The organism is Streptomyces sp. NPDC017936 (assembly GCF_044328485.1).
In the GTDB taxonomy this organism is placed as follows: domain Bacteria; phylum Actinomycetota; class Actinomycetes; order Streptomycetales; family Streptomycetaceae; genus Streptomyces.
Genome location: NZ_JBIRHK010000034.1, coordinates 1 through 22,511 on the forward strand (window position 1 = coordinate 1; position 22,511 = coordinate 22,511).

At 69.8% G+C, this 22,511-nt stretch carries 18 protein-coding genes and 3 pseudogenes; 12 read left to right on the forward strand and 9 right to left on the reverse strand.

Annotated features, from left to right (window positions below; genetic code table 11):
• Positions 1-436: 436 nt before the first annotated feature.
• Positions 437-2,608 (forward strand): FUSC family protein, encoded by a 2,172-nt coding sequence (locus tag ACH4F6_RS39460; RefSeq protein ID WP_397965487.1) that lies wholly within the window; start codon positions 437-439, stop codon positions 2,606-2,608.
• On the opposite strand, the gene ACH4F6_RS39465 is transcribed toward ACH4F6_RS39460, so the two are convergent.
• From ACH4F6_RS39465 to ACH4F6_RS39485, 5 genes are all read right to left on the reverse strand, one after another.
• Positions 2,582-3,028: a hypothetical protein gene (locus ACH4F6_RS39465; RefSeq protein ID WP_397965488.1), complete on the reverse strand. Its 447-nt coding sequence runs from the start codon at positions 3,026-3,028 to the stop codon at positions 2,582-2,584. The two genes, ACH4F6_RS39460 and ACH4F6_RS39465, sit on opposite strands and share 27 nt — an antisense overlap.
• A 306-nt stretch (positions 3,029-3,334) precedes the next feature.
• Positions 3,335-3,745 carry a hypothetical protein gene (locus ACH4F6_RS39470; RefSeq protein WP_397965489.1) on the reverse strand — a complete coding sequence of 137 codons (411 nt, stop codon included), beginning with the start codon at positions 3,743-3,745 and terminating at the stop codon, positions 3,335-3,337.
• 51 nt (positions 3,746-3,796) lie between these two features.
• Positions 3,797-4,174, reverse strand: coding sequence for a hypothetical protein (locus tag ACH4F6_RS39475; RefSeq protein ID WP_397965490.1), 378 nt, complete (start codon positions 4,172-4,174; stop codon positions 3,797-3,799).
• A gap of 39 nt (positions 4,175-4,213) precedes the next feature.
• Positions 4,214-4,786 carry a hypothetical protein gene (locus tag ACH4F6_RS39480; protein WP_397965492.1) on the reverse strand — a complete coding sequence of 191 codons (573 nt, stop codon included), beginning with the start codon at positions 4,784-4,786 and terminating at the stop codon, positions 4,214-4,216.
• A 718-nt stretch (positions 4,787-5,504) separates the two neighbouring features.
• Positions 5,505-6,365: an IS481 family transposase gene (locus tag ACH4F6_RS39485; RefSeq protein WP_397965520.1), complete on the reverse strand. Its 861-nt coding sequence runs from the start codon at positions 6,363-6,365 to the stop codon at positions 5,505-5,507.
• A 392-nt stretch (positions 6,366-6,757) separates the two neighbouring features.
• Between ACH4F6_RS39485 and ACH4F6_RS39490 the strand changes: the two genes are divergently transcribed.
• Positions 6,758-7,204, forward strand: coding sequence for a hypothetical protein (locus ACH4F6_RS39490; RefSeq protein WP_397965494.1), 447 nt, complete (start codon positions 6,758-6,760; stop codon positions 7,202-7,204).
• Positions 7,205-7,696: 492 nt separating this feature from the next.
• Here the strand turns inward: ACH4F6_RS39490 and ACH4F6_RS39495 are convergent, their stop codons facing one another.
• Positions 7,697-8,449 carry a TetR/AcrR family transcriptional regulator gene (locus ACH4F6_RS39495; protein ID WP_397965495.1) on the reverse strand — a complete coding sequence of 251 codons (753 nt, stop codon included), beginning with the start codon at positions 8,447-8,449 and terminating at the stop codon, positions 7,697-7,699.
• A gap of 251 nt (positions 8,450-8,700) precedes the next feature.
• On the opposite strand from ACH4F6_RS39495, the gene ACH4F6_RS39500 reads away from it, so the two are divergent.
• Positions 8,701-10,941, forward strand: coding sequence for an MMPL family transporter (locus tag ACH4F6_RS39500; RefSeq protein ID WP_397965497.1), 2,241 nt, complete (start codon positions 8,701-8,703; stop codon positions 10,939-10,941).
• Between the two features lie 231 nt (positions 10,942-11,172).
• Here ACH4F6_RS39500 and ACH4F6_RS39505 read toward each other — a convergent pair.
• Positions 11,173-11,475: pseudogene (locus tag ACH4F6_RS39505) on the reverse strand (GNAT family N-acetyltransferase); the annotation flags it as partial.
• Between the two features lie 30 nt (positions 11,476-11,505).
• Complete coding sequence (locus ACH4F6_RS39510; RefSeq protein ID WP_397965498.1) at positions 11,506-11,703, reverse strand: hypothetical protein; 198 nt, start codon at positions 11,701-11,703, stop codon at positions 11,506-11,508.
• A 488-nt stretch (positions 11,704-12,191) separates the two neighbouring features.
• On the opposite strand from ACH4F6_RS39510, the pseudogene ACH4F6_RS39515 reads away from it, so the two are divergent.
• The 3 genes and pseudogenes from ACH4F6_RS39515 to ACH4F6_RS39525 form a co-directional block, all read left to right on the forward strand.
• Positions 12,192-13,371, forward strand: a pseudogene (locus tag ACH4F6_RS39515) (helix-turn-helix domain-containing protein); the annotation flags it as partial.
• A 263-nt stretch (positions 13,372-13,634) separates the two neighbouring features.
• Positions 13,635-15,044 carry an ATP-binding protein gene (locus ACH4F6_RS39520; RefSeq protein WP_397965500.1) on the forward strand — a complete coding sequence of 470 codons (1,410 nt, stop codon included), beginning with the start codon at positions 13,635-13,637 and terminating at the stop codon, positions 15,042-15,044.
• A pseudogene (locus ACH4F6_RS39525) lies at positions 15,041-15,883 on the forward strand (glycoside hydrolase family 15 protein); the annotation flags it as partial. The gene ACH4F6_RS39520 and the pseudogene ACH4F6_RS39525, both read left to right, overlap by 4 nt.
• Here ACH4F6_RS39525 and ACH4F6_RS39530 read toward each other — a convergent pair.
• On the reverse strand, positions 15,844-16,158 hold the full coding sequence (locus tag ACH4F6_RS39530) for a transposase family protein (RefSeq protein ID WP_397965522.1): 315 nt from the start codon (positions 16,156-16,158) through the stop codon (positions 15,844-15,846). The pseudogene ACH4F6_RS39525 and the gene ACH4F6_RS39530 overlap by 40 nt on opposite strands.
• Positions 16,159-16,409: 251 nt before the next feature.
• Here ACH4F6_RS39530 and ACH4F6_RS39535 point away from each other — a divergent pair, with 251 nt between their 5' ends.
• The 6 genes from ACH4F6_RS39535 to ACH4F6_RS39560 all read left to right on the forward strand — a co-directional run bounded on the left by ACH4F6_RS39535 (position 16,410) and on the right by ACH4F6_RS39560 (position 21,929).
• The gene (locus ACH4F6_RS39535) at positions 16,410-16,706 is read left to right on the forward strand and encodes a hypothetical protein (protein WP_397965501.1); all 297 of its coding nucleotides are present in this window, start codon (positions 16,410-16,412) and stop codon (positions 16,704-16,706) included.
• A 781-nt stretch (positions 16,707-17,487) separates the two neighbouring features.
• A complete protein-coding gene (locus ACH4F6_RS39540; protein ID WP_397965502.1) occupies positions 17,488-18,486 on the forward strand; it encodes an NUDIX domain-containing protein in 999 nt (332 codons plus the stop codon).
• Entirely contained in the window at positions 18,474-18,752 is a 279-nt protein-coding gene (locus ACH4F6_RS39545) for a hypothetical protein (RefSeq protein ID WP_397965504.1), read from the forward strand. The genes ACH4F6_RS39540 and ACH4F6_RS39545 overlap by 13 nt, the downstream gene beginning before the upstream one ends.
• A 576-nt stretch (positions 18,753-19,328) precedes the next feature.
• On the forward strand, positions 19,329-20,210 hold the full coding sequence (locus ACH4F6_RS39550; RefSeq protein WP_397965505.1) for a hypothetical protein: 882 nt from the start codon (positions 19,329-19,331) through the stop codon (positions 20,208-20,210).
• Complete coding sequence (locus ACH4F6_RS39555; RefSeq protein ID WP_397965506.1) at positions 20,207-21,094, forward strand: PIG-L deacetylase family protein; 888 nt, start codon at positions 20,207-20,209, stop codon at positions 21,092-21,094. Before ACH4F6_RS39550 ends, ACH4F6_RS39555 begins: the two co-directional genes overlap by 4 nt.
• Positions 21,095-21,110: 16 nt before the next feature.
• Positions 21,111-21,929: a carbon-nitrogen hydrolase family protein gene (locus ACH4F6_RS39560; RefSeq protein ID WP_397965507.1), complete on the forward strand. Its 819-nt coding sequence runs from the start codon at positions 21,111-21,113 to the stop codon at positions 21,927-21,929.
• Positions 21,930-22,511: the final 582 nt, after the last annotated feature.

Consider the following 22,511-nt stretch of genomic DNA (forward strand, 5'->3'; position numbering starts at 1 on the left):
GGAGCCACAGGGCCGCCGCCCGCCTGCTCCCCACAGGACGGGGCCGACCGAGGAGCGACGTCCGGCCCCGGCCCCGGCCCCGGCCGGGGCCGGACCAGCGGCGATCACCGCGTCCGGCCCGGCAGGACGGACCGCGGCCCCCGCCCAGCCTGACGGGAGCGTCCTCGACATGCGGGGTCTGAACCCGCTCCTGACATCGAAGCCACGGATGTGCCGGTGACACCACCCGTCAAACCCATGCTCGCCAAACTGGCGGCGAAGTCCCCGCCGGACACGCAGTGCGAGGCGGGCCCCAGGGCTGGTGAGGCCGGATGTTGATGTGTCGCGTATTCACCGACGCTCAGTTCCTGGGCCGTGCGGGAGGCTTCCTTGCCCGGCAGCCGCACCTCGGCCAGGCCAACGCGACCCGGCAGGGCGTTCCGGCCGGGCTCACACCATGACGTGGCTGCGGGCCTTCGGGGAGGTCGTGCGATCCGGGCTCACGATCGAGGAGACGCGGCTGGAGCCCCTGCTCGCGCTGCGCACGGCGGCTGGGGTGGCGATCGTCATCGGGCCGGCGCTGTGGCTGGTCTCCCCTGCCTATGCCGCGTCCGCCGCCCTCGGTGCCTACTCCGCGGGTGGGGCCACCTTCCAGCGCAGCTGGCGCCCACGCAAGGTGGTCGCGCTCGGCGCGGGCGTGGGTCTGGCGTTCAGCACCTTCGTGGGCTACCTGGCAGCGGGGCGACTCGTGACGTTCCTCCCACTGCTGGCCGTATGGGCCTTTGCCTCGGGGATGGCGTGGGCCCTCGGATCGACCGCTGGGATCGTCGCGGCGACGACGGTCGGCAGCATGCTGGTGACCATCACCCTGCCCACGAGCGTCGAGCGAGCCCTGGAGCACGCCGGGGTCATCGCACTGGGGGGCGCGGTGCAGGCCGTGCTGATCTTGCTGTTCCCGATCCGCCGTTGGGGGGCGCATCGTGACGCGCTCGCCGACGCCCTGGCCGCCGTGGCGGACTACGCCCGCCGGCTCCGGCACGACCCGACCGCCCCGTTCGACCCAGAGCCGTTGATGACGGCCCGGGACGCGGCTGCCGTGACGCCATCACAGGCCCGCACTCGTCCCCCCGTCCTTCACGGCCCCCGGGGCCTCGCCGAGCGCATTCTGCCGGTCGTCGCGGCGCTCGCCGACCCGGACGTCGGCGCCCCGGCGGAGGGATCCGGGCGGGACCGCGCGCGGGAGTTGCTCGACGCGGCCGCCGACGTCCTGGACGCGGCCGCCCGTTCGATCCGCCGCGGCACTCCCGCCGAGGTGCCGCCCCGGAGCGTGGAAGTCCTGCGCGTCGACGAGGAACACGAGGTACTGGAGGGCCCCGCCCGGCAGGCCGCCGAGCGGCTCGTGGAACTGCTCGCCGAGGCCTTGGAGATCGCCGGGAGCGGCGCGTGCGACAAGACGCCTACGCCGCCCGACCCCGCTAGCGCCCAGTTCCTGGTGCGCCCGACAATGTTCCGGCTGGTCCCGGTCGTCGTCCGGGCGGTACGCCGTGAGCTCCGCCGGGACTCGCCTGTCTTCCGGCACGCCGTCCGCCTGGCGGCGGTGGCCACGCTCGGCTATCTGATCGCTTCCCGGCTACCCCTGGACCACGGCTACTGGGCGCCCATCGCCTCGGTGATGGTGATGCGGCCGGACTTCCACCGGACGTACGCGCGTGCGGTGGCCCGTCTCGCCGGGACCCTGACGGGGGTCGCGCTCGCCACCGGGATGGTGCGGGCCCTGGGTCCGGACGCCCACGTGTTCGGCGCGCTGGCGGTGGTCTCGGCGGGCCTGTCGTACACGCTGATCCGTACCGGCTACGCCTACTCTCAGTGTTTCACTGCCGCGTACGTCGTCTTCCTGCTCGGCATGGGCGGTCAGGCATGGGCGCAGACGGTCCCGGAGCGGGTGGTGCTCACCCTGCTCGGCGGGGCCCTGGCCATGCTGGCGTACGTGGTGTTCCCCGCATGGGAGACCCCCCGACTGCCGGGCCGGCTTGCGGACTGGCTCGCCGCCAACGGCCGCTACGCGGCCGCAGTGCTCCGCAGCTACGCCGAACCGACCCGGGAACATCGCGCCGAGATGCGCAGGGCCCTGCTGGCGAGCAGGGAGGCACGTGCCGCCTGGCAGGAGGCCCACGACCAGGCAAGGCAGGAACCGGTCCGCCCCAGGGGTCTGACGTCGCGCGAGGCGGAGGAGGCGGAGGAGGCGCTCAAGGGGTTCGAGAGGGCGGCGATGCTCATGGAGAGCCACGTCCCGCGGGCCGACAGCCGTTTCGTCCCCGAGGCGGAGCGGCTCGCCGAGGCCCTGAAGGCGGACACCGCACAGGCAGCAGTCGACGTGCGCGAACACAGGAATCCGGACTGGGGGCGCGTGGAGGAGGCGCTCCACGCGTGGGAGGGCGCCGCCGGGGACCGGAGCCCGGTACTACGGCGCGGGGCGGAATTGCAGAAGCGGGCCCTGGAGGACCTCGCGACAGCAGTAAGCCGCACGCCCCTGGAACGGGACGTCGGCTCCGCTCGCGAGGAGCAGCGGGTACGGGCGGCCGTGACTGCGGAAGGTGACGGATCAGGACCCGCGCACCGAGGTGGGTGACGGCTCCGGCGACGGGGAGCGCCGCGTCTCCTGGAGCGGGAAGTAGTCTCCCGGCCGTGTCGAGCGCCGCCACACGTACACCGCTGTTGCCATCACGAAGATCAGCCCCGCTGGGGTGAGCAGTTCGATCCCCTGGACGTTCCACCGGAAGGACTTCTCTGCCTCGGCCGTCACGATGAGCACCTTGCGGATGCCGGCGATCAGGCCGTCGAGGGTCTGGTTCCTGATGGTGAGGCGGACGGTGTGGAGCAGCTCGGCCACGGTGAACAGCACCAGGCTGTTGTCCAGGGCGGAGAGAACGACCGTCTCCTCGCGGTACGGCCCCTGGATCGACCTGATGGCGTCGTGGACGACCCCGACGGTCAAGAGTCCCGCGAGCTCTGCGGGGACACCCTCGCCGACCTGATCCTCAGCATGCACGGACACATCGTTCCAGACGCCCCGCACCAACACCCGGCCAGCTTGTCCAAAGACGTAGGGGCACCCGTGGACCGCGTGATCTCCACGACGTTCACCGTCGGCCGGAGTTCCGACGGTCGATCAGCGGCAGCCGCAACCAGTTCACCGGCTCGCCAGCCCCAGAAGCCGCCCGTGATGTTCGGCCGCGCGAGGGCCGGCGTCTGCGCGGTGGGGCGGTCGGAGGTGTGGCATGGCCGTTCGGCCCAGGCCAGGAGGGTGGCGTTCGGATCAACGGGGCGGGACAGTCACGGGCATTGCAGCGGCTCTTCATCGGCCGTCGCACGCGTCGTCGCCTGCGATTGTCGGCTTGGTGTCGGCCGCCAGGCAGGATGAGTACACCCGCGGCGGTGTGGGCTGCGGCTCTGGTTTTGTCGTGGCGCTCCGGTCGCCGCTGAAGTGGTCGCGGAGCTCGTCGCTGCAGTCGTCCGCGCCGGCCCGGTTCCGTGTGAAGGTCAGCAGGCCGTCGTCCTTGCCTTCCTCCTTGGCCTTGGCCAGCTGCGTCTCGATGACCGCGATGTACTCGGCGCACTCGGCGCTGACGGTTTTCCCGGGCTCCTGGGGCTGCGGGTCATGCGCCGGGGAGGCGTTCAGTGCGGCGGTGGTGGCTATACCGGCCGCGCACAGCACCGCCCACGCGGCAGCCCACATGCGGCGGCCCGTCCGTAACAGCTTGGGCATCCAGGCATCCTACGAGCACCGCAGCGAGCTGTCTTCGGGCGGACCGTCGTCTCAGCGGTCAGCCACCCAGCGCGCGTCTGCGGGCCAGACCCCCGTGCTGACAATGTGCCTGACACACCTGAACGCTTCATCGATGCGGACGGTGTCATGGTCCGGGTACTCGTCGTGCTGCCCGTTGGAGAGGACGAACCCGTCGCTGGATCCCTCGGCTTGCGGGTCCACGGCATGCTCGCCGGGATCTCCCTCTCCTTCGAGCAGCATCACCATCGCACGCTCGGTGTTCGTCACGAAGGCCAGCGATCGTCCGGCCGAACTGGTCCACCACGTCTCAAGCCGCCCGCTGTCGATTCTCGCCCGGAGGGTGTCCAGCACCGTCTCGCACGACACACGGACAGGGGCGTCGCCGGCGATCACCCAGGACTCGATCATGGGCACGACGATCTCACAGGGCGCGGGTTTCCTGTCCTGTCAGCGGCCCTGCACAAAACGGCGGCGGCCCGAGCGCTGGGTGCTGCGTCGGGAGCGTCGCGTGGGTGTGGGCTCGCCGTCGCCCAGGGCGGCGGGCGAGGAGAAGCCGCCCGCGATGGCCGGCCGTGCGGAGGCCGGCGCCTGCGCGGTGGGGCGGTCGGGGGTGCGGCGCGGTCGTTCGGCCCGGGCCAGGACGGTGGCGTTCGGGATCAGCGGCGCGCAGGATTCGCAGACCTCTTCGACGCTCCAGACCCGGCGCATGACCGGGTCGTGGCGCAGGATCAGCAGCACGGCGCCGGCGCAGTGCGTCTTGGTGTCGGGGTGGGCGCCGCAGTGCTGGGAGCCGCAGTGGCACCAGGCGTTGGGGCGGACGGTGGCTGCTTTCGCGTGGGCGGCGGCGTGCCGGGCGGCGAAGGCCCGCAGCGCGGTGAGGTCCTCGGAGCGGGGCGGCATCCGGCACGCCGTCGTGCTGCAGGTGACCGAGGCGGAGGACCGGCCGTGGCCGACGATCCGGACGGTCCAGGCCCGCCCGGGGAGGCGCTCGGTGGAAGGTTCGCTGTACACGGTCGTCACGGCCGCCTGCTCCATGGGTGCTCAGTGGATCGGTGTTGTGTGGCTCCACTATGTGCTACCCGCGATGGTGTTGGGCAGCAGGTCTCGCCTCGGGGTTTCGCGGATGCCAGGCGGTGAGTCGGCTGCCTCGAGTGGTGGGCCACGCCGCGTTCTGGTCTGACGGCCGTACGTCAGATCCGTGTGTGCACCAAAGGCGCGATACGGACGCTGTGCGCAGGGAAGGCGATGTCCACGACCGCACGCCGATAGTTGGCCCACTGCGTGGGCTTGACGGAATGAGAAACGGCAGGAATAGGAGTCTCCTTCAGAAGGGGACCCCCTTACCTGTCGGCAGGGAGATCTATGAGGTCACTAGTGTGACGCTATCGCGACTACCAGGTGTTGCGTACCTGGTGCCCGTGATCATGCCACGCGCTTTGTTCGAAGTCCAGAGACTGCCAGAGCTCACCGGTTCACCTCATGGCCCGGATCTGTCGCTCCCCCCCTGCCCCGGCGCTGTGGCTGAACCGGATGCTTTCAGGTCCTCCATGACGCCAGGCAGCTTGTTCTTAGCTGAACTGACTGACCGGGCCGTCCTCGCGGAGCGGCTCGACGTGGAGGCAGGTCAGGTGGCAGCCAGCAGACGGCTCGCCCGGACGGCAATTTCGCGTGCCGTCGCGTTACCGCAGAAACGGCTGGCTTCGTTCACTTCTGTCGGTGTGCCACTGACGATCTTCGATTACGCCTGGGTCGTGGTCTTCTGCTTGAGGCGTTCGTAGGGGGTCTGGCCGTCGAGGCCGCCGTGGGGGCGATGGTAGTTGTAGTAGTCCTCCCATTCGCGCAGCTTGTCGTTGAAGACCTCGGCGTCGTCGACGATGACGCCGTCGAGCAGCCGGCAGAACTCTTCGGCGTCGATGCGGTGGGAGCGTTCGACCTTGCCGTTCAGCCGCGGGGTGCGGGGCTTGATGCAGGTGTGGGCGATGCCCTTGTCGAGCACGTGCCAGTGGAAGGCGGACTGGAACTCGGCGCCGTTGTCTGTCTGGACGACCTCGGCCTGGAACGGCAGACGTTGGAGGACGTAGTCCAGGAACTGGATCGCGGTGGCCTGGTTCAGCGTCGGGTAGATCCGCAGCACGCGCAGGCGGGTGCAGTCGTCGATCGCGGTGAACTGGAAGTACTCGTTGCGGCCGCCGCGGCGCTCCTGGGGCATCGAGGCGAGCGGCTCGATGAACTTCACGTCGATCTGCACCCGGTGGCCGGGCAGCTGCTTCTCGTACCGCTTCCGTCTGCGGTCGTGGCGCTTGTAGCGCTGGGAGGCCGGCAGACGGCCCATGTCCAGCCGGTCGAGGATCCGCCACACGCCTGACTTGCTGATCGTCACGTCGTGGTACCGCTTGAGGTACATCGCGATCTTCTCCGGGCCGAAGTGGTAGTTCTGCCGGAGATAGATGATCTTCCCGACCACCTCGACGTGCGTCGCGTTCGGGGATGTCTTGGGTGCCTTGGAGCGGGTGCGCAGGCCCTCGACGCCCCCGGCCCGGCAGCGGCGGTACCAGGTGGAGTAAGCCTGCCGACTGATCCCGAAGTACCGGCAGGACAGCGCGAGTTGCCGCTGACCTCTTCGACATGGCGTATGACGGCCAGGCGCCGCTTGGCCTCACGGTCAAGCGGCGGGGTGGCGGGACTGGACTTGGGCATGTGGATCTCCGTAGTGATCGGAGACCCAGGTGTCAACGATGATCGTCAGTTTTAGACCGACAGCTGTCGAAGGGAACGTGAACCGCGTCAAAACGCTCAAGCGAGCGATGTATGACCGGGTCTCGTTCAGCCTCCTCCGCACCCGCATCCTGATCCGCCCATCAGATGGTGAGGCCGCACGCAAGGGGCGTGCACCCACGGACTCCAGAGGACTCCTGCATGCCTGAGCGTGGTCTCGATTCATCCTGGCTACATGCGTGGTGTCAACAGGTTTCACAAGGCGCGAGCCAGCTGATGGAAACCTTCGAGGAGACGCACGGCTACCCCGCGGGGGACAACGAGGTGGCGCTGGCCGACGATGAGACGCGGGCCGCGGTCACCCTCCTGACGAACCACCGGTCGGAATGTGTGGCCCTGCTGTCGCTCTTCGCCGTAATCGACAGCGTGTCTCTGCCCGACATCGGCAACGGGTACTTCATCCGCCCGCCCTCTACCGTGACTGCGCACCTGGACGAGTACGGCGCGGTTCCCCTTGAGAATGGCGATCATGGACTCATCTTCGGGAGCGACGGCGGCGGCAATCTCTTCGCTCTCGCGGCCAACGGCACGGTCCACAAGTCCAGGACTGCATCCTGGAACGACGAGTTCTATGCCGCGGCCGCCGGTCTGTGCGACTTCCTTGAGCAACTTCGCGATGTCGTTGATCAGTTCGCCGCCACGGATCGCCCCGGGGCTCTCTGAACTTCACGCACCGCCTGTTCACACGCGTCCTTCGTAGGTTCTCGGAATCAGTGATGCCGCGGCCCTCCATGACCGTCTCCACCCGTCCCAGCGCGTCGTAGGTGCAGCTGCCAGTGGCTTCACCTTCCACAGGTTGCCCTGGTCGTCGTACGCGAACGAGGTGCCCTTGCCATCGGCGAGCTGCCGCGCGTCGCTCATCCACGGCGGGGGAAAGCTCGTCTGTCGGCCACATCAGCCCGTTCGTTGACGACTGCCTCATGGCGGCACCCACGGCTTTGATGGAACTCTGACGGCACCCGTCCTGGCCGATGCGAGGGCCGGCAGGTCACAGCGTGTCAGTAGGAACGGCAGTGCCTCACTGACCGGGGCCTGCGCCCCCGCGTGCCTGGTCCAGGGGTCGTCAGCACCGGGAGCATTCGTCCCGTCAGTGCCGGCATCGGTGCGGAACCGGGTCAGCCGTCCATGCGGCCGCCGCGCTTCCAGCGCCGCCCCTCAAGCAGCCGGTGTCCCCGGGGGCTGCGTGGGGATCCGCCGATGGATGTCCTCCAGCAGGTCGCGCATGGCCATGCGGAAGATCTCCGCTTGATGTTCGCCGATGAAGGAGGTGTGCCCGAAGGCCTCCAGGACGACCATGCCGTGCATGTGCCCCCAGGTGCCGAGGAGGAGAGCGGCTGCGGAAGGCGGCAGGGTTTCCAAGCCATGCGGAAACAGGGGTTCCAGGTGCGCCTGCAGAGCCGGCGAGAGCGCCCGGGTGTCGGCTGCGGCGAGTTGTGCCGTGGTGAACCCATCGAACATCTCTCGCTGGAAGACCATGCTCAGTCGGCGCATCGCCTGGGTGGTCGGGCCCTCGGCAGGTGCCTCGTAATGGCGCAGCGGTGCGCCGTACAGCAGCTGGAATCGTTCGACGTGGGTGACGGCCCAGCGGCGATAGCCCTCGGTGGCGGCCAGGAACCGCCGTGCAGCCGGTTCGTCGGCCGCTGCGTCGACGGCTGCCGTCACGGCATCGGCCAGGTCGTCGTACGCCTTGGCCACCAACGCCGTGACGAGGGCGTCCCTGTTCGGGAAGTAGTGGTAGAGCCCTTGCACGGTCATGCCGAGGTCGCGGGCGACCGCTCGCAGGGACAGGGCGTGCGGCCCGTGCTCGGCGATCTGGCGTTCGGCGGCGTCCACGATCTCTCGAGTAGCGACGGCTCGACGTCGCTGGCGCAGGGACGGCAGGACCGTCGCGGGCTCTTCGGCGAACATGCGGCGATCTTAAGGCGGTTGCCGGGATGAGTCATCAGAGAACCACACCCGCCGAAAAACCTAACAGTGTTAGGTAAATCTCCTTCTGCTCAAAAACACGCTGCCTTATTAGCGTCGTTCCCGGCGGCGACGAGCGCGTCATCGCGCACCCTTCCACCGGGGCGAAGAAGGCTCTGTGACGCGTTCCGCCGGCTTCTCGCCCAGCTGCCACTTCCCGTCTTTCCCCGAAGAACCCTGGAGGAGATCCACTCGTGTTCGAACGTATGGCCGACTTAGCGATCCGCCGGTCCCGACTGGTGCTGGTCGTGGCCGCCTTGGCCGTGGCACTGATGGGCGTAGTGAGCGCCGGCGCCTTCGACAAGCTGAAGGGAGGCGGCTTCGACGACCCCGCCTCCCCCTCCACGCGAGCAGCGAACGTCATTGCCGACAAGTTCGGCGGCGAGACCAACCTCGTCCTGCTGGTCCGCTCCCCCGACGGCCGCATCGACACCCCCGCCGCCGAGGAGAACGGTCAGGACCTGGTGGCCGAGCTCAAGAAGGACGAGCGGCTCAGCAACGTCGTCTCCTTCTGGGAGACGAACAGCCCGGACCTGCGTTCCGAGGACGGCCGTGAAGCCACGGTGCTCGCCCACGTGAAAGGAGACACCACCGAGCAGCGGGAAAGCGCCATCGCGATCCTGGACGCCTACAGCGGCTCCTACAAGGACACCCTCACCGTCCGGGCCGGAGGAGGCGCCGCTGTAGGAGCCGACCTGTCGAACCAGGTGGTCGAGGATCTGATCCTCGCCGAGGCGATCGCCATACCGCTGACCCTTGTGCTGCTCCTGATCGTCTTCGGCAGCGTCGTCGCGGCGCTGTTGCCGCTCGTCATCGCCGTCATCGCCGTCATCGGCTCGTTCGCCCAACTCTTCCTGCTCGGCAGCGTCACCGACGTGGCCGACACCGCGACCAACCTCACCACCGCCCTGGGTCTCGGACTGGGCATCGACTACGCCCTGTTGATGGTCAGCCGCTTCCGGGAACAGATCGCAGTCGGTGTGAGCGTGGACGACGCCGTCCGACGGACGATGCACACCGCGGGCCGCACCGTCGCCTTCTCCGCAGCGACCGTCGCGGCGGCCTTGGCAGCCCTCATGGTGTTCCCGCAGTACTTCCTGCGCTCGTTCGGCTTCGCCGGGGTCGGCGTCGTCGCCATCGCCGCCCTGAGCACCCTGTTCGTGATGCCAGCCCTGCTGAAGGTTCTGGGGCACCGGGTCAACGGCGGGCGGATGCCGTGGGCGAAGTTGCGGCGCTCCGAGGCTCAGGCATCCGTGTGGGGGCGGCTGGCGCGCACCGCCACACGGCGGCCCGTGCTCACAGCGGTGCCCGTTCTCGCCGTGCTGCTGCTGGCGGCGAGCCCCTTGCTGAACATCACCTTCGGAACGCCGGACGAACGCGTGCTGCCCGAGGACGCCGAGAGCCGCCAGGTCTCGCAGGTCCTGCGGGAGGAGTTCGGCGGCAGCGAGGACTCGGCCATCTTCATCACCATCGACACCTCCGTGGCCGAAGCCCCGCTGGCCTCGTACGCGGGGCGATTGGCCGCGCTCAAGGGCGTCGAGCGTGTCGAGACCAGCGCGGGCACCTACAGCGCGGGACGGCCCGCCGCGACCGGCCCGGCCGACTCCGCCCTCGGCCGGCCCGACGCACAGCGGATCAGTGTGGTGAGCAGCCTGACGCCGAAGTCGGAGGCGGCCGAGAGCCTGGTCGAGCAGGTGCGCTCGGTGGCTCCGCCCCCGGGGACGGACCCCTTGGTCGGCGGGAACGACGCCGTACTGGTCGACGCCAAGGAATCCATCGCCGCCAAACTCCCGCTGGCCGTGACCCTGGTCGTCCTCAGCACCTTCCTGCTGCTCTTCCTGTTCACCGGCAGCGTCGTGCAGCCGTTGCGCGCGCTGATCCTCAACCTGATCAGCCTGGGTGCCACCCTCGGTGTGATGACCTGGATCTTCCAGGACGGCAACCTCTCCTCACTGCTCGGCTTCACCGCCCAGCCGATGGAGCTCACGATGACCGTGCTGATGTTCTGCATCGGCTTCGGCCTCTCGATGGACTACGAGGTCTTCGTCACCAGCCGGATCAAGGAATTCCACGACCAGGGAGCGGACAACGAGACCGCCGTGGTCAACGGCCTCGGCCACACCGGGCGCATCGTCAGCGCGGCCGCCTTCCTGCTCGCGGTGAGCTTCTTCGCCTTCGGCACCGCCAAACTCAGCTTCATACAGATGTTCGGCCTCGGTAGCGGACTGGCCATCCTCATCGATGCCCTCGCCGTCCGCGGCGTGCTCGTCCCCGCCGCGATGCGTCTGCTGGGGAGCTCGGCCTGGTACGCGCCCGGTTTCCTGCGCACGTTCCACGCGCGGTACGGCCTCAGCGAAGGTGGTCCCAAGCCGACGTCCGCCCCCGGATCGGCGGCAGCTGCTCGGGCGGACACAAAGGAGTCGACCATGGTGTGACCCGCCTGGCCACCGCTCAGCCACCCACCGCAACTCGTCACGCAAGGCTCAGGAGGTGAGGAAGTGGGTTCCTCCCGCGTGTTCCCCCTCAGGCGGACGATCGTCCGTAGCCGGGGAACCAACTACCTCGACGATCAACCGGAGTGCTGCGACGTGCCCCCGAAAACGGTGCGACCACGGTCCGCCAGCCGAACCCTCGCGGACCACTTGCGGCCACCACCCTCCATGCGGAACGACCGGGCGGCTGGTGTACTCCTGCGCCGGCTCCGGGGCGGTGCGCTGCCAGTACCGGTCACCGTGCTCGATGCGGTTGCCGTAGACGTAGCCGACCGGAGTCCCGTCCGCGTACGCGAGGACGACCGCGAACCCGGGTTCGGCACTGTGCCGGTCGAGTCACTCACCGAAGGTGGTGACCGCGTAGTTCGGCAAGTGGAGCAGCGGGGCGCGTACCTCGGCGTACACGTCGATCACGTTGCCGCGTATGGGGCTCAGGTCGGTGAACGTGCGCAGTTCGATCGTGGGTGCCGTGGCCATGCGGTGACCCTTCAGGTTTCGTGGGTGCGCTCAGTCCAGGTCTGTGCGGCAGAGCTTCGGTGCCTTCGCGCAGGGCAGCCCGAACTCTTGCAGCATGCGGGAAACGCAGGCGTGCTGGGTAGCGGCGGGAGGCGGGATCTCAGCCTTCTCGTCCGCGCTGAGCAGCAGTGTGGTGCCCGCTGGCGGGGCCAGGTACAGCTGGCACACGGTTCCGGTCTGCACCTCCACAGGCAGAGCGTCAACGATTGGGTGAAGCATTGGTTCGGCGCGGCCGGACTGGGGACTGACGGTCAACCTGTCTCCTCGCAGGGGGCCGCGCGGGCTCCGCCACTTCGGGGCACGCCATCAATGAGCGGGTGCAGCACTGGTTCGCCAAGGCCGGGCTGGTGGACGACGGCCGACCTATCACCTTCCATAGCCTATGCGCAGGCGGCGCCACCGGCCTCACCGCGAACGACGCCACAGACGAGGAGCTTGAGCGGGCGGGCCGATGGGCCGAGGGCTCATCCGTCCCCCGCTAGGTCTATGTCTGCCCGGCTCAGGACGCGAAGAAGAACCCGTTCGACAAGGTCCCTGTGCGCAACCCTGTCGACAGGCCAACGACGTGATGGGCCGATAGCGGAAGACCCCGCTCCTCGGGGGAGCGGGGTCCGTCCGTGCCCCACGAAGCCGATCGAGGGGTACCGTCCTGGTGTCGAAGCAGAACAGGAGCCAGTATGCATGCTCTGCCGCAAGACCACACCGGTACGCGAATCGCGCGTCTACGCCGCGAACGGCACCTGACGCAAAAAGCCCTCAGCGAGCTTGCGAACATCCCGTACAGCACCCTGACGAAGGCCGAACAAGGCGTCATCCCCGCCTCGCCTCACGTCGTGGGGGGCATGCGCCCGCGCACTGCGCGTAGAGGTGGCGACCATCCAGGGGCAGCCCTACGCGAACGAGTTGCGCGCCGACCAACTCGACGTGCTGATGAGGCCCATCCGTGAGGCCTTGGACGTGTACGACCTGGGGCCGGACCCCGACATCCGCGCGCGTCGGCCGGAGGAACTGCACCGCGAGGCCGAACAGCTCTGCGCCGATGTACGGGCGGGGAACGTCAAGAGCGCCGCGTCCCGCGTCGCCGGCCTCATCGAGGAAGCAACGACCGCCGCGCACACTGCCGGGACGCGGGAAGGGTGGCTGACCCTGGCGAGCCTCTACCGCACGGCCTACGACGTTGCGGCGAAGCTGGGATACCCCGACCTCGCCCAGCTCTCCCTGGCCCGGCTCGACTGGGCAGCCCAGCGCGGGTCAGACGCCATCCTCGGCGGCATGCACCAGTACCTGCGCGCGCTGACCTACCTGCGCGAAGGGAAATACCGCACGGGAAACCGCCTCGTCCGTCTCGGCCTGTCCACCCTGGAACAGGCCGAGGCCAGCCGTGAACGGCGAGTCGTCACCGGACAACTCCACCTCGGCGCCGCGGTGCTGGCCGGCCGCGCGCACGACGCGGACCAGGCTCACACGCACCTCGGGGAGGCCGAGCACATCGCGGGCGAGACCGGCGAGGCCATGAAAGTTCATTGGCTCGCTTTCGGGCCGACCAACGTGGGCGTGCACCGCGTCTCTGTCCTCGCAGAGCTGGATCAATACGGAGAATCGGTCGAGGCAGCCCGGACCACGGTCATCCCGAAGGACTGGCCCAACTCCCGTACCAGCCACCACTATGCGGAGGTCGCCCGCTCCCTGCTGTGGACGGGTAACCTCGACGCCTCATTCGAGAGCCTGCTCAAGGCACGCCAGGCTGCTCCGCAGCAAGCGAAGTACCACCCGACCGTACGCGAGACGTACGCAGGCCTCGAGGCCGCCCACCGGCGCCTCCCGGACAGCTTCCTGTCCTACGGAGCGTGGCTCGGGCCGGCACCCACGCACCAAGTCACAATCAGTGAAGCTTTGGCCCCAACTATCAAGAAGTCTGGATAGTTGGGGTCTTCACGGTCCGCCACCATGTCGTCACACGCCATTTCGACATGGAGCCGACCATGACGACTACCCACCTCCCGGCCTCGGGGCGCGCCCGTCGAACCACCCCAGATGCCGCTGACTCTCCTCTGCCGGACGCCGCAGCGGCAGACCACTTACCCCATCAGCCCGAATGCGCGCACCGCCCCTATGACCGGGTGAGCGTGTGCTTCGAGGTCTACCCGCCCCAGGCCGGGGCCGACATCTCTGAACCCGACGCGCGCCGCGTGGGAATGGCCCGACGCCTGGTCGCGGCCCGGTTGCGGTACTGCGGCCTGGAGACGCTCGTCGACGACGCCACGCTCATCGTCTCCGAGCTGGTCACCAGCGCCCTCCAGCACGGCCATGGCGCACAGGTCACCTTCACCATGGCGGTCCGCGACGGCTTCCTGCACCTGGCCGTGCACGACGAGACGCCTGGCCGGCCGGTCGTCCGCTACGCCGACGACGACGCCGAGCAGGGCCGCGGCCTCTTCCTCGTCGACTGCCTCGCTGCCGCCCACAGTCGCCGCGCGCTGCGTGAAGGAGGTGGCATGACCCACCCCCAGACGCCCGCCCACGCCGCCCTGCCCCGTACGAGAGAGAACACCGTGCGCACCGAGCCGCCCCTGATCCCCTTCGTCGTCCAGCCCGAAGGGGAGGAAGCCGCTCCCGCCAACCTCATACTGACCTCGCTCGGGCCGGACCGCTACCGGCTGCGCTACGCCGACGAGGACCCCCGCGACCGCGACCTGCGCGGCGTGCTGTGGGCCCGCTGCTCCTTCGGCGAGGTCGACGACCTCGGGATGTCGGCGGGCAAGCCGCAATGGCGGATGATGCACCCCCTGCGACAGCGCGGCACGATGCAGGCGCTGCGCTGCCAGGTCTGCACCGACCCCGCGCGCACCCCGCTCGGGTACGTCTTCCTCGCCGGGCCGAACGCCATGGACCTCGAACAGCCGGTGATCCTCACGAACCAGCCGCCGGTGTGCTCCCGGCACGCGCGCCCCGCCGCCGACCTGTGCCCGCACCTCACCCGCGACCCGATGGTGTTCCTGGCGCAGAGCGCGCCCCTGTACGGGGTGACCGGCTTCGGCTATGGCTACGGCGACCAGGGCGTGCAGGTCGTGGCCCGGCCGGACGGGCCCATCCCCTACGGCCACCCGCTCCTGCCGACCGTCCTCGCCTCCCAGCTCGTGCGCCGGCTCAGCTCCTTCCGGACTGTGGCCCTGGACGAACTGCTCTGGGAGCTGGAGCGCGCCGCATGGACCCCTGTCCGGCGGCCCGGATGCCCCCCTCGGCCTGGGCCGCCGGACAGGCACAACCCCCGGCGTGGGGACGACTGCCCGACTCGTGTTCCCCTCACGACAAGGTCACCGCCCCACGCCGGGCCCCTGCACCACAACACCGATCGACCCCCGAGGGCACCGCCTGACGCCTGGCCCGGGCCATCGCTCTCGCCAGCACGCGTCCTCGCCGCGGGCGGCCCCGCTGCCCCACCCGCACCCCGCACCCGCACCCGCACCCGCACCCGCACGATCCGCCAGCCTCTTCCCGGCCGGCGACCAATTCGAACGGAACCTTCATGACCGCGCTCATCGAGGACCACGCCCTCGTCGGCGACCTGCACACCGCCGCCCTGATCCACCGCTCAGGCATCGTCACCTGGCAGAGCTTTCCCGACTTCGACTCCCCCGCCGTGTTCGCCTCGCTGATCGGCACCCCGGAGCACGGCTCGTGGGAAGTACGCGCGACCGACCCCGACGCGCACGTGCGGCGCCGGTACCTGCCCGGCACGCTCGTGCTGGAGACGACCTGGACCGTGCCCGGCGGGCAGGCGCGCGTCCTGGACTTCACGCCGACCCGAGCCCCCGGCTGCGGAAACCCTCAGCTGATCCGTATCGTCCAGGGCGTTCGCGGAGTGGTGCAGATGTCCTCGCGGCTCCTGGTCCGCTTCGCCTACGGCAAGGTCGCGCCCCGCCTGGTGCGCCACCCCCACCAGTTCGGCGGCGACCGGTACGCGGCACTCGCCGGACCGGACGCCCTCTACCTGGACTCCTCGATAGCGCTGAGCGAGCGCGCGAACGGGACCGTGGCAGCTGCCTTCAGCATCCGCCCCGGCGAACGGCAGGTCCTCGCGCTGTCCTGGCAGCCCTCCCACCTGCCCGCCCCGCCCAGGCCGGGCCCCGCAGCCGCCCTGGAGAGCACCATCGCGTTCTGGTCCGACTGGTCCGCCCGCAGCACCTACACCGGCCCCTACCAGCAGGAAGTACACCGCTCGCTGATCACGCTCGAGGCCCTCACCTACGCCCCCACCGGCGGCATGGTCGCCGCGCCCACCACCTCACTGCCGGAGGAGATCGGCGGCGAGCGGAACTGGGACTACCGCTACACCTGGCTGCGGGACGCCGCGATCGCGCTGAGCGTCCTGGTACTCACCGGCCACCTGGAGGAAGCAGCTGCCTGGCGGGACTGGCTCGCCCGGGGAGCGCGGCGGGCCCATTGCCCGATCGCCAGGCAGGAGCGGGCGCCGGCCAGGACCGCGCAGGCGGCGGTGAGGAGAACCGCGACCAGCGAGTGTCGTCGTCCGCGACGGTCGCGCGGGTCGGACAGAGCGGTCAACCGATTGGTCAACACGGACAGTTCGCGTGTGGCGGGGCTGGGCGACTTGATCAGGCAGACGGTGGCAGACTGGCGGCACATCGAGGCTCCGGTGATGCAGGGCGACTTTGGTCGGTCACCCCGTCAACCGGAGCCTCCTTGCGTTCGTGACGGCCTCGCCAGTCCCGTCACCCTCCGAGGACCTGCACGACGCCCACCACCCGGACTATGAGTCAGCCCTGCCCCCGGACCGGGGCCGAACAACCCCTCTGCGTATGCCTTCTGGGCCGGTGCCCACAAGACCGGTACGCTGCCGTGGATGGCCTGTGCCGTCGTCGACGCGGGGGGCGCACATGTCGAACACCATGGTCCTGCTCCTCTCCATCGGCCCGCTCGCCATGGTCCTGGCGATGATCGCCGCGCAGCGGGTGAGCGAGGTCAACGACGCCTACACCGGGGAGGTCACCGGCCGGTGGGTGAGCAGTTCGACCGGTACCTACGGCCCGACGGGCCACTGCACGATGCGGATCCGCACCGACGAGGGGCGGGAGCTCACCATCGAGGTGAACAGCCGGACGTACCAGTCGCTCGCCGTCGGCGACCGGGTGGTCAAGGAGTGGGGTAGGCGCTGGCCGGAGCGGTCGGAGTAACGGAGCGAACAGCTCTGCCGCACCGTCCGGCACGCCCTCGCCGCCCGCGACCACCTCACGGCCCTGTACCAGGCACTCGGCTTGCCCGAAGGCCCGCAGGCACGCCGACCGGACGCGGGTCGCACCCGGACACCGCAGACCGCGCGCGGCTCGCGCACCGACATTCTTCGTCGGGCCGGGAACCGCAGCATCGCGGTCGGCCTGCGCGAGGTCTCCTATGCGCCCCGCACCCGCCCCCTCGGCCTACTCAGGCTGCCCTGACCAGCGACAACCTGTGGCCACGACGACTATGAATCAGCCCTGGGCCGGGGACACAACCGTTGGGGTGTAACAGAACACAGCAGTTGTTCACGATCCCGGACACCTTTTTCCAGGCGGTCAGAACACCCCCGCGTCGGCGGGGAGGACACCGCAGGAACCCGCCGCCGGGTTCCCGTCGACGGAACACCCTCGCGTCGGCGGGAAAGACCTCAGCTTCATACAGACGTTCGGCCTCGGTAGCGTCTTCCCCGCCGACGCGGGGGTGTTCCGGAGTCGACGTGTCCGTACCTGTCGATGATGTCGTCTTCCCCGCCGACGCGAGGGTGTCCTGAGCGTCGGCGTTTCGGCCAATCCGCCCCGGGTGCGTGCTCTTGGGCGGCAAGGGTCGGTGCACTGCGCATCTTCGGAAAAGCGCTCAACCTCAGGGTGCACAACCCGTCCGAAAGACCAGGTGTTCGATATCGGGGCAGCGTCGTTGAACACCGTGACGCCGCCATCACGTCCACGAGGGGGAACGCATATGACGTCAGCCGAACGAGACAGCGGCAGGGCCGAGAGCCTGTCGCAGGCGGCGGCCGCGGACGGCGCCGACAGCACCCAGCCGCTCGAGCCCGAGCCGGTGAGCGCGTCCGCGATCATCCACGACGGCCAAGGCCGCTACTTACTGCACCTACGGGATGCCAATAAGCCGTGGATCTGGGAGCCCGGCTGCTGGTCGCTGCTCGGCGGCGGCAGGGAGCCGCAGGACCGCACCCTCCTCGACACGGTCCGTCGGGAGCTGCGCGAAGAGGCCGGCCTGACTCTCGCGGGTCTGGAGCCGTACGCGGTCGAGCACGTCACCGGCGCCGACGGAACCCGCGTGCCGATCCAGCTGTTCTCCGGCCGCTGGAACGGCGACCCGACACGGCTCTCCCTCACAGAGGGCGTGATGCTCGCCTGGGTGCGGCCCGAGAAGTTCCCGTACATGACGATGCTGTCGTCGACCAGGACGTTGCTGGAGCGGCACGCCGCCGAGCACCCCGCGCCCGCTGACAAACCGGCGGTGGCCGCGGGGCCCGCGTCGGCAAAGGCGCCGGCCGGGACCGTGCTGAACGTGGTCGGCGTCCACCTCTACCTCGAACGCGGCGGCCAGATCCTGCTGGGTCTGCGGCACCCGGGCTCGGCGTACGCGGGCGGCTCCTGGCACGTGCTCGCGGGCCACTGCGAGGCGGAGGCCGCGACCGCCTGCCTCGTGAGGGAGGCGTACGAGGAGGCGGGGCTGGTGATCGACCCGGCCGACGTGGAGCTCGTCCATACCGTGCACATGCGTGAGCGGCTTGCGGACCCGCCCCGGATCCAGCTCTTCTTCCGGGCCCGCCGCTGGGAGGGTACGCCGGCGCTTCGGGAGCCGGACAAGTGCGTGGCCTGGCAGTGGTGGAGCGCCAAGGACCTGCCCGGGCCGATCGTCCCCTACACCCGCGCCGCGATCGAAGGCATTCAGGCTCGCCGCGTCTACACGGAGCTGGGGTGGGGGAGCTGACCGGCTTCGACAAGGTGGGCGCGGCGTACACCGACCACTCCGACAGCGCGCGGGGCCGACTCCGCCACGACCTGATCGAACGCCGACTCCTCGCCGAACTCCCGGCCCAGCCGGTCCGCGTTCTGGATGGCGGCTGCGGCAACGGCGAGATGACTCCGCGCCTCGCCGCGGCCGGCCACCCGATGACCGGCGCCGGCCCCTCGGCCTGGATACCGGCCGCCGCAGCCGGCCGCCTCGATGCCCGACCCGAGTTCTGCCCGGCGTGATGGTCGCTGCCCCGGAGGCCGTCGGCGACCTGCTGCGCAGCATGCTCGCCGGACAACGCCCTACGGCCCAGGGACTACCAGGATCTGCCGCTGTGGCGGCAGTTGACCGGCGACTTCGCCGCCTGCCTGGTCCGGCGCACGGGCGACCCCAGCATCCTGCCGATGACCGTCCTCAGCCTCAGGTACGCCGAGGAGATCTTCACCCCCGCTGCGCCAGGCCTGCAGCTTTCACCACCTCGTCGTGCACGCCGTTCCGGCGGTACTCCAGGAGCGGATCGCAGTCAGCTGGGAGGCTTCCGGCGAAGCCGTCCGCGCCTACTGCCGTCGGCGCCGGCTACCAGCAGGCCGCCACCGACTGGATCCACGCCGGTGGCCACCTCATCGACACCAGCGCCCTCACATCCGAGCAGCCCCTTCAAGCAGCCCTCGCTCACCTGCATCTCCCAGCCCCCGCACGGCCCCGACCACCGGAGACACCACAGGCATGACCTTCACCCTCCACTCCGTCCCGACCCTCGTCAGGGGCGGCCGGCGCCCCTCCGCGACCCCTCCGGACCGAGCGCGCGGAGCGTGTTCGTGACCACGGCGGCCGGCTCCGCGGCCGGTTCCCCGTCCACGGCTGTGTTCGTGCCGCCGCACGACCGCGACGACCAGGTCCGGATGCGTCATGCCCACGCGGCTGCGGCCCGGACGTTCAAGGTGACGCCCACCGGCCCGGACGTGTGGGGCCGGCAGGGCCGCACCCTGGGCCGCCGGGCCGACCAGTGGTGGCTCCGCCTGGTCTGCGCGCCGCAGGACAAGCGCAACCTCCGCCTGTGGGAGGGAACGGCCACGGCCCACCATGCGCTACCCCCGACCGTGCCACGGCCCCGGCTCCATGACGTGCTCGAATGGTCCACACACGGCCACGCCTACCGCGCGGAGCTGTCCGAGTACGTGCCACTGCCCGCCCTCCAAACTGGCAGCCCGGTCCTCACAGCGGACCTCGATCTGCCGTCCGCGTGGTGGGCCGACCTCCGCCTGGCTCTGAAGGCGACGTCGACCGTCCTGACCGACCGGCAGGCCGTACGGCAGCGGTGGGTCGACAAGAACCTCACCCGGTTCCTGGGCATCCCCACCTTCCAGGTCAACGCCTGGACCACTGGACACGGCGACCTTCACTGGGCGAACCTCACCGGCCCGCCGCTGGTCATGCTCGACTGGGAAGGATGGGGCCGGGTCCCCATGGGTTTCGACGTCGGGCTCCTTCACGCGTACAGCCTCACCCGGCCGGCCACGGCCGCCCGGATCCGCCACGAGTTCGCCCACGTCCTGGACACGCCCGCCGGACAGGCCGGTGAACTCGTCGCGCTCGCCCAGCTCCTCCAGGTCGCCGGGCGCGGCGACCACCCGGACCTCGCTCCCCACCTCGCCCGCCACGCCGAGCACCTCACCGATACCCCCGTCCCCGAACCGTGACCGCCCCGGAGACCCCCGTGCTGCCCAGCTTGCTTGCAGTCTTCGCACATCCGGACGACGAGTCCCTCCTCGCCGGAGGCGTCCTCGCCCAGCATGCCGCGACCGGGGCCCGCACGGCGGTCGTCACCGCCACCTGGGCCCCGAACAGCCGCCGCGCGCCCGAACTCGCCGATGCCCTGGCCGTCCTGGGTGCCGGCCCCTCGCGGCTGCTCGGTTACGGCGACGCCCGCAACCCGGAGTCGGCCCCGGGTGAGCCACGCCTCGTCGACGCTCCCCTCGACGAGGCCATCGGTCGTCTCGTCGACCACATCCGCGACTTCAAGCCGGACATCGTCGTCACGCACGATGCAGTAGGACAGCTGACCGGCCACCCCGACCACGCACGCACCCACCAGATCACCCTGCTCGCCATCGAAGCCGTCGGCCTCGCCCACTTGCACCCCGAAGCGGGACCGCCCTGGCAGCCAGCCGCGCTGTACGCCGCCACGCATCCCGAGTCCGGCGTCGGCCTGCTCCGCCCGCTACTCGAAGGCGTGGGCAAGAGCGTCCTCGCGGTGCCGGACTCGTACGTGACCACCAGCGTCGACGTCACCCCCTGGGCCGACGTGAAGTGGCGCGCGATCCTCGCGCACCGCGGCGAGGTCGCACGCGAACGACCCCTGCCCGGCATCCTCACCCGCCTCCCCCGGCCCCACGAAGGGCGCCCCGGCCCAGCTGGCCATCTGACACCCCGCCCCCGTGCTCGCTCTTCCTTCACCTCCCCCGAGCAAGCACTCACCGATCGGAGAGATGATGACGACTTCTGCACCCGATGCACGTCCCCGTGCGGCGAGGACATTGCGGCTGGCGGTCGCGCAGAGCACGGTGCCGGAAGATCCCACTGATCGAGGAGCACTGTGGGTGGCCGGGCAGGAGATCCGGGCCCTGATGGTCGAGGCCGCCGGGGCTGGTGCGCGGTTGGTGCAGTTCCCCGAGGGGGCGGTCACCTACCCGAGCAAGCACGTGATGGCGGCGGGCCCGGCCGGCGAGCTGGTGCCGGCTGACTGGAGCCGTGCCGCGTGGGATGTCCTGCGCGAGGAAGCGGAGTCGATCACCGCGCTGGCGGGAAGGCTCGGTCTGTGGACGGTGTTCGGATCGATTCACCCCCTCACACCGCCGAACCGGCCGCACAACAGCCTCTACGTCGTCTCCGACCGCGGCCGGCTGGTCGCACGGTATGACAAACGGTTCCTGTCGCACACCGAGGTGTCCTTCCTGTACTCCCCCGGACATCAGCAGCTTGTCATCGAGGTGGACGGCCTTCGGTTCGGCTTCGCGCTGTGCATCGAGGCCAATTTTCCGGAGGTGTTCGCCGAGTACGAACGCTTGGACGTCGACTGTGTCCTGCTGTCGGTGATGGTCGACGACGCGCCCCGGGCCCGTGTCGCTCAGGCGTACGGGACGCTCTACAACTACTGGCTCGGATACTCGGTCCCGGCGCAGTTCAGCGCCACGGTGCCGTCCGGGATCGTGGCGCCCGGCGGCCGCTGGCTGGCGCGCTGTCCAGCGAACGGACATCCCGCCCTGGCGATCGCGGACATCGACCTCGACTCGCAGGACGAAGACATCAACGTGGCCGTTCGCTGCGCCCGCCCGTGGCGTCGCTCTGCCCGAGCCGGACTCTACGACAAGCGGACTCCCGTGGGTGACCCCCGCAGCGATGCCCGCACAGCGTTCTGAGACCGCTCTACTGCAAGTCGGGCCCGCACAGTACGCGCCGCGGGCGCCGATCAGGGCGTCAGCTCTCAGACAAGAACGCCGCTGCGTTCGGCGAGACCGCACAGTTCCGTTGAAGTGGAACCGGAAACCGACAGGTTGGAGATCAAGGACTTCGTCGCCGGGCGAGTGTGGGTCTCCTGTGGAGCGCATCGCTCGGCAGCGAGCAGTGCGCGGACCCAGTCACCGCGGCGGCCGAGGCGGTCATAGGTGACGGCGCAGTGCCGACTCCCTCGGCTCCGATCTGTTGAACCGGTGCACGAACCGTTTATGCAGAGCGTCCAGTTCACTCGCCGCAATCTGACATCAGCAAGGTCCCCACCTATGACCACACCGATGACCGACCTGGTCAGCAGTCATGGCACGCACCGTTGCAGTATTAGCCTCGGGCTTTCACGAGCCGGCCTCTCCGGGACTTGATCGAGCGAGTGGAGAGCGGCTCCGACCTGCAACGATGGGGGCCCGTCCGGGTCCTGTCCGCTGCCAGGAGGGAAGCACTCTCCAGGTGCAGAAGCGCAGTCGGGCATGCCCCTCCGCCCGTCGTGA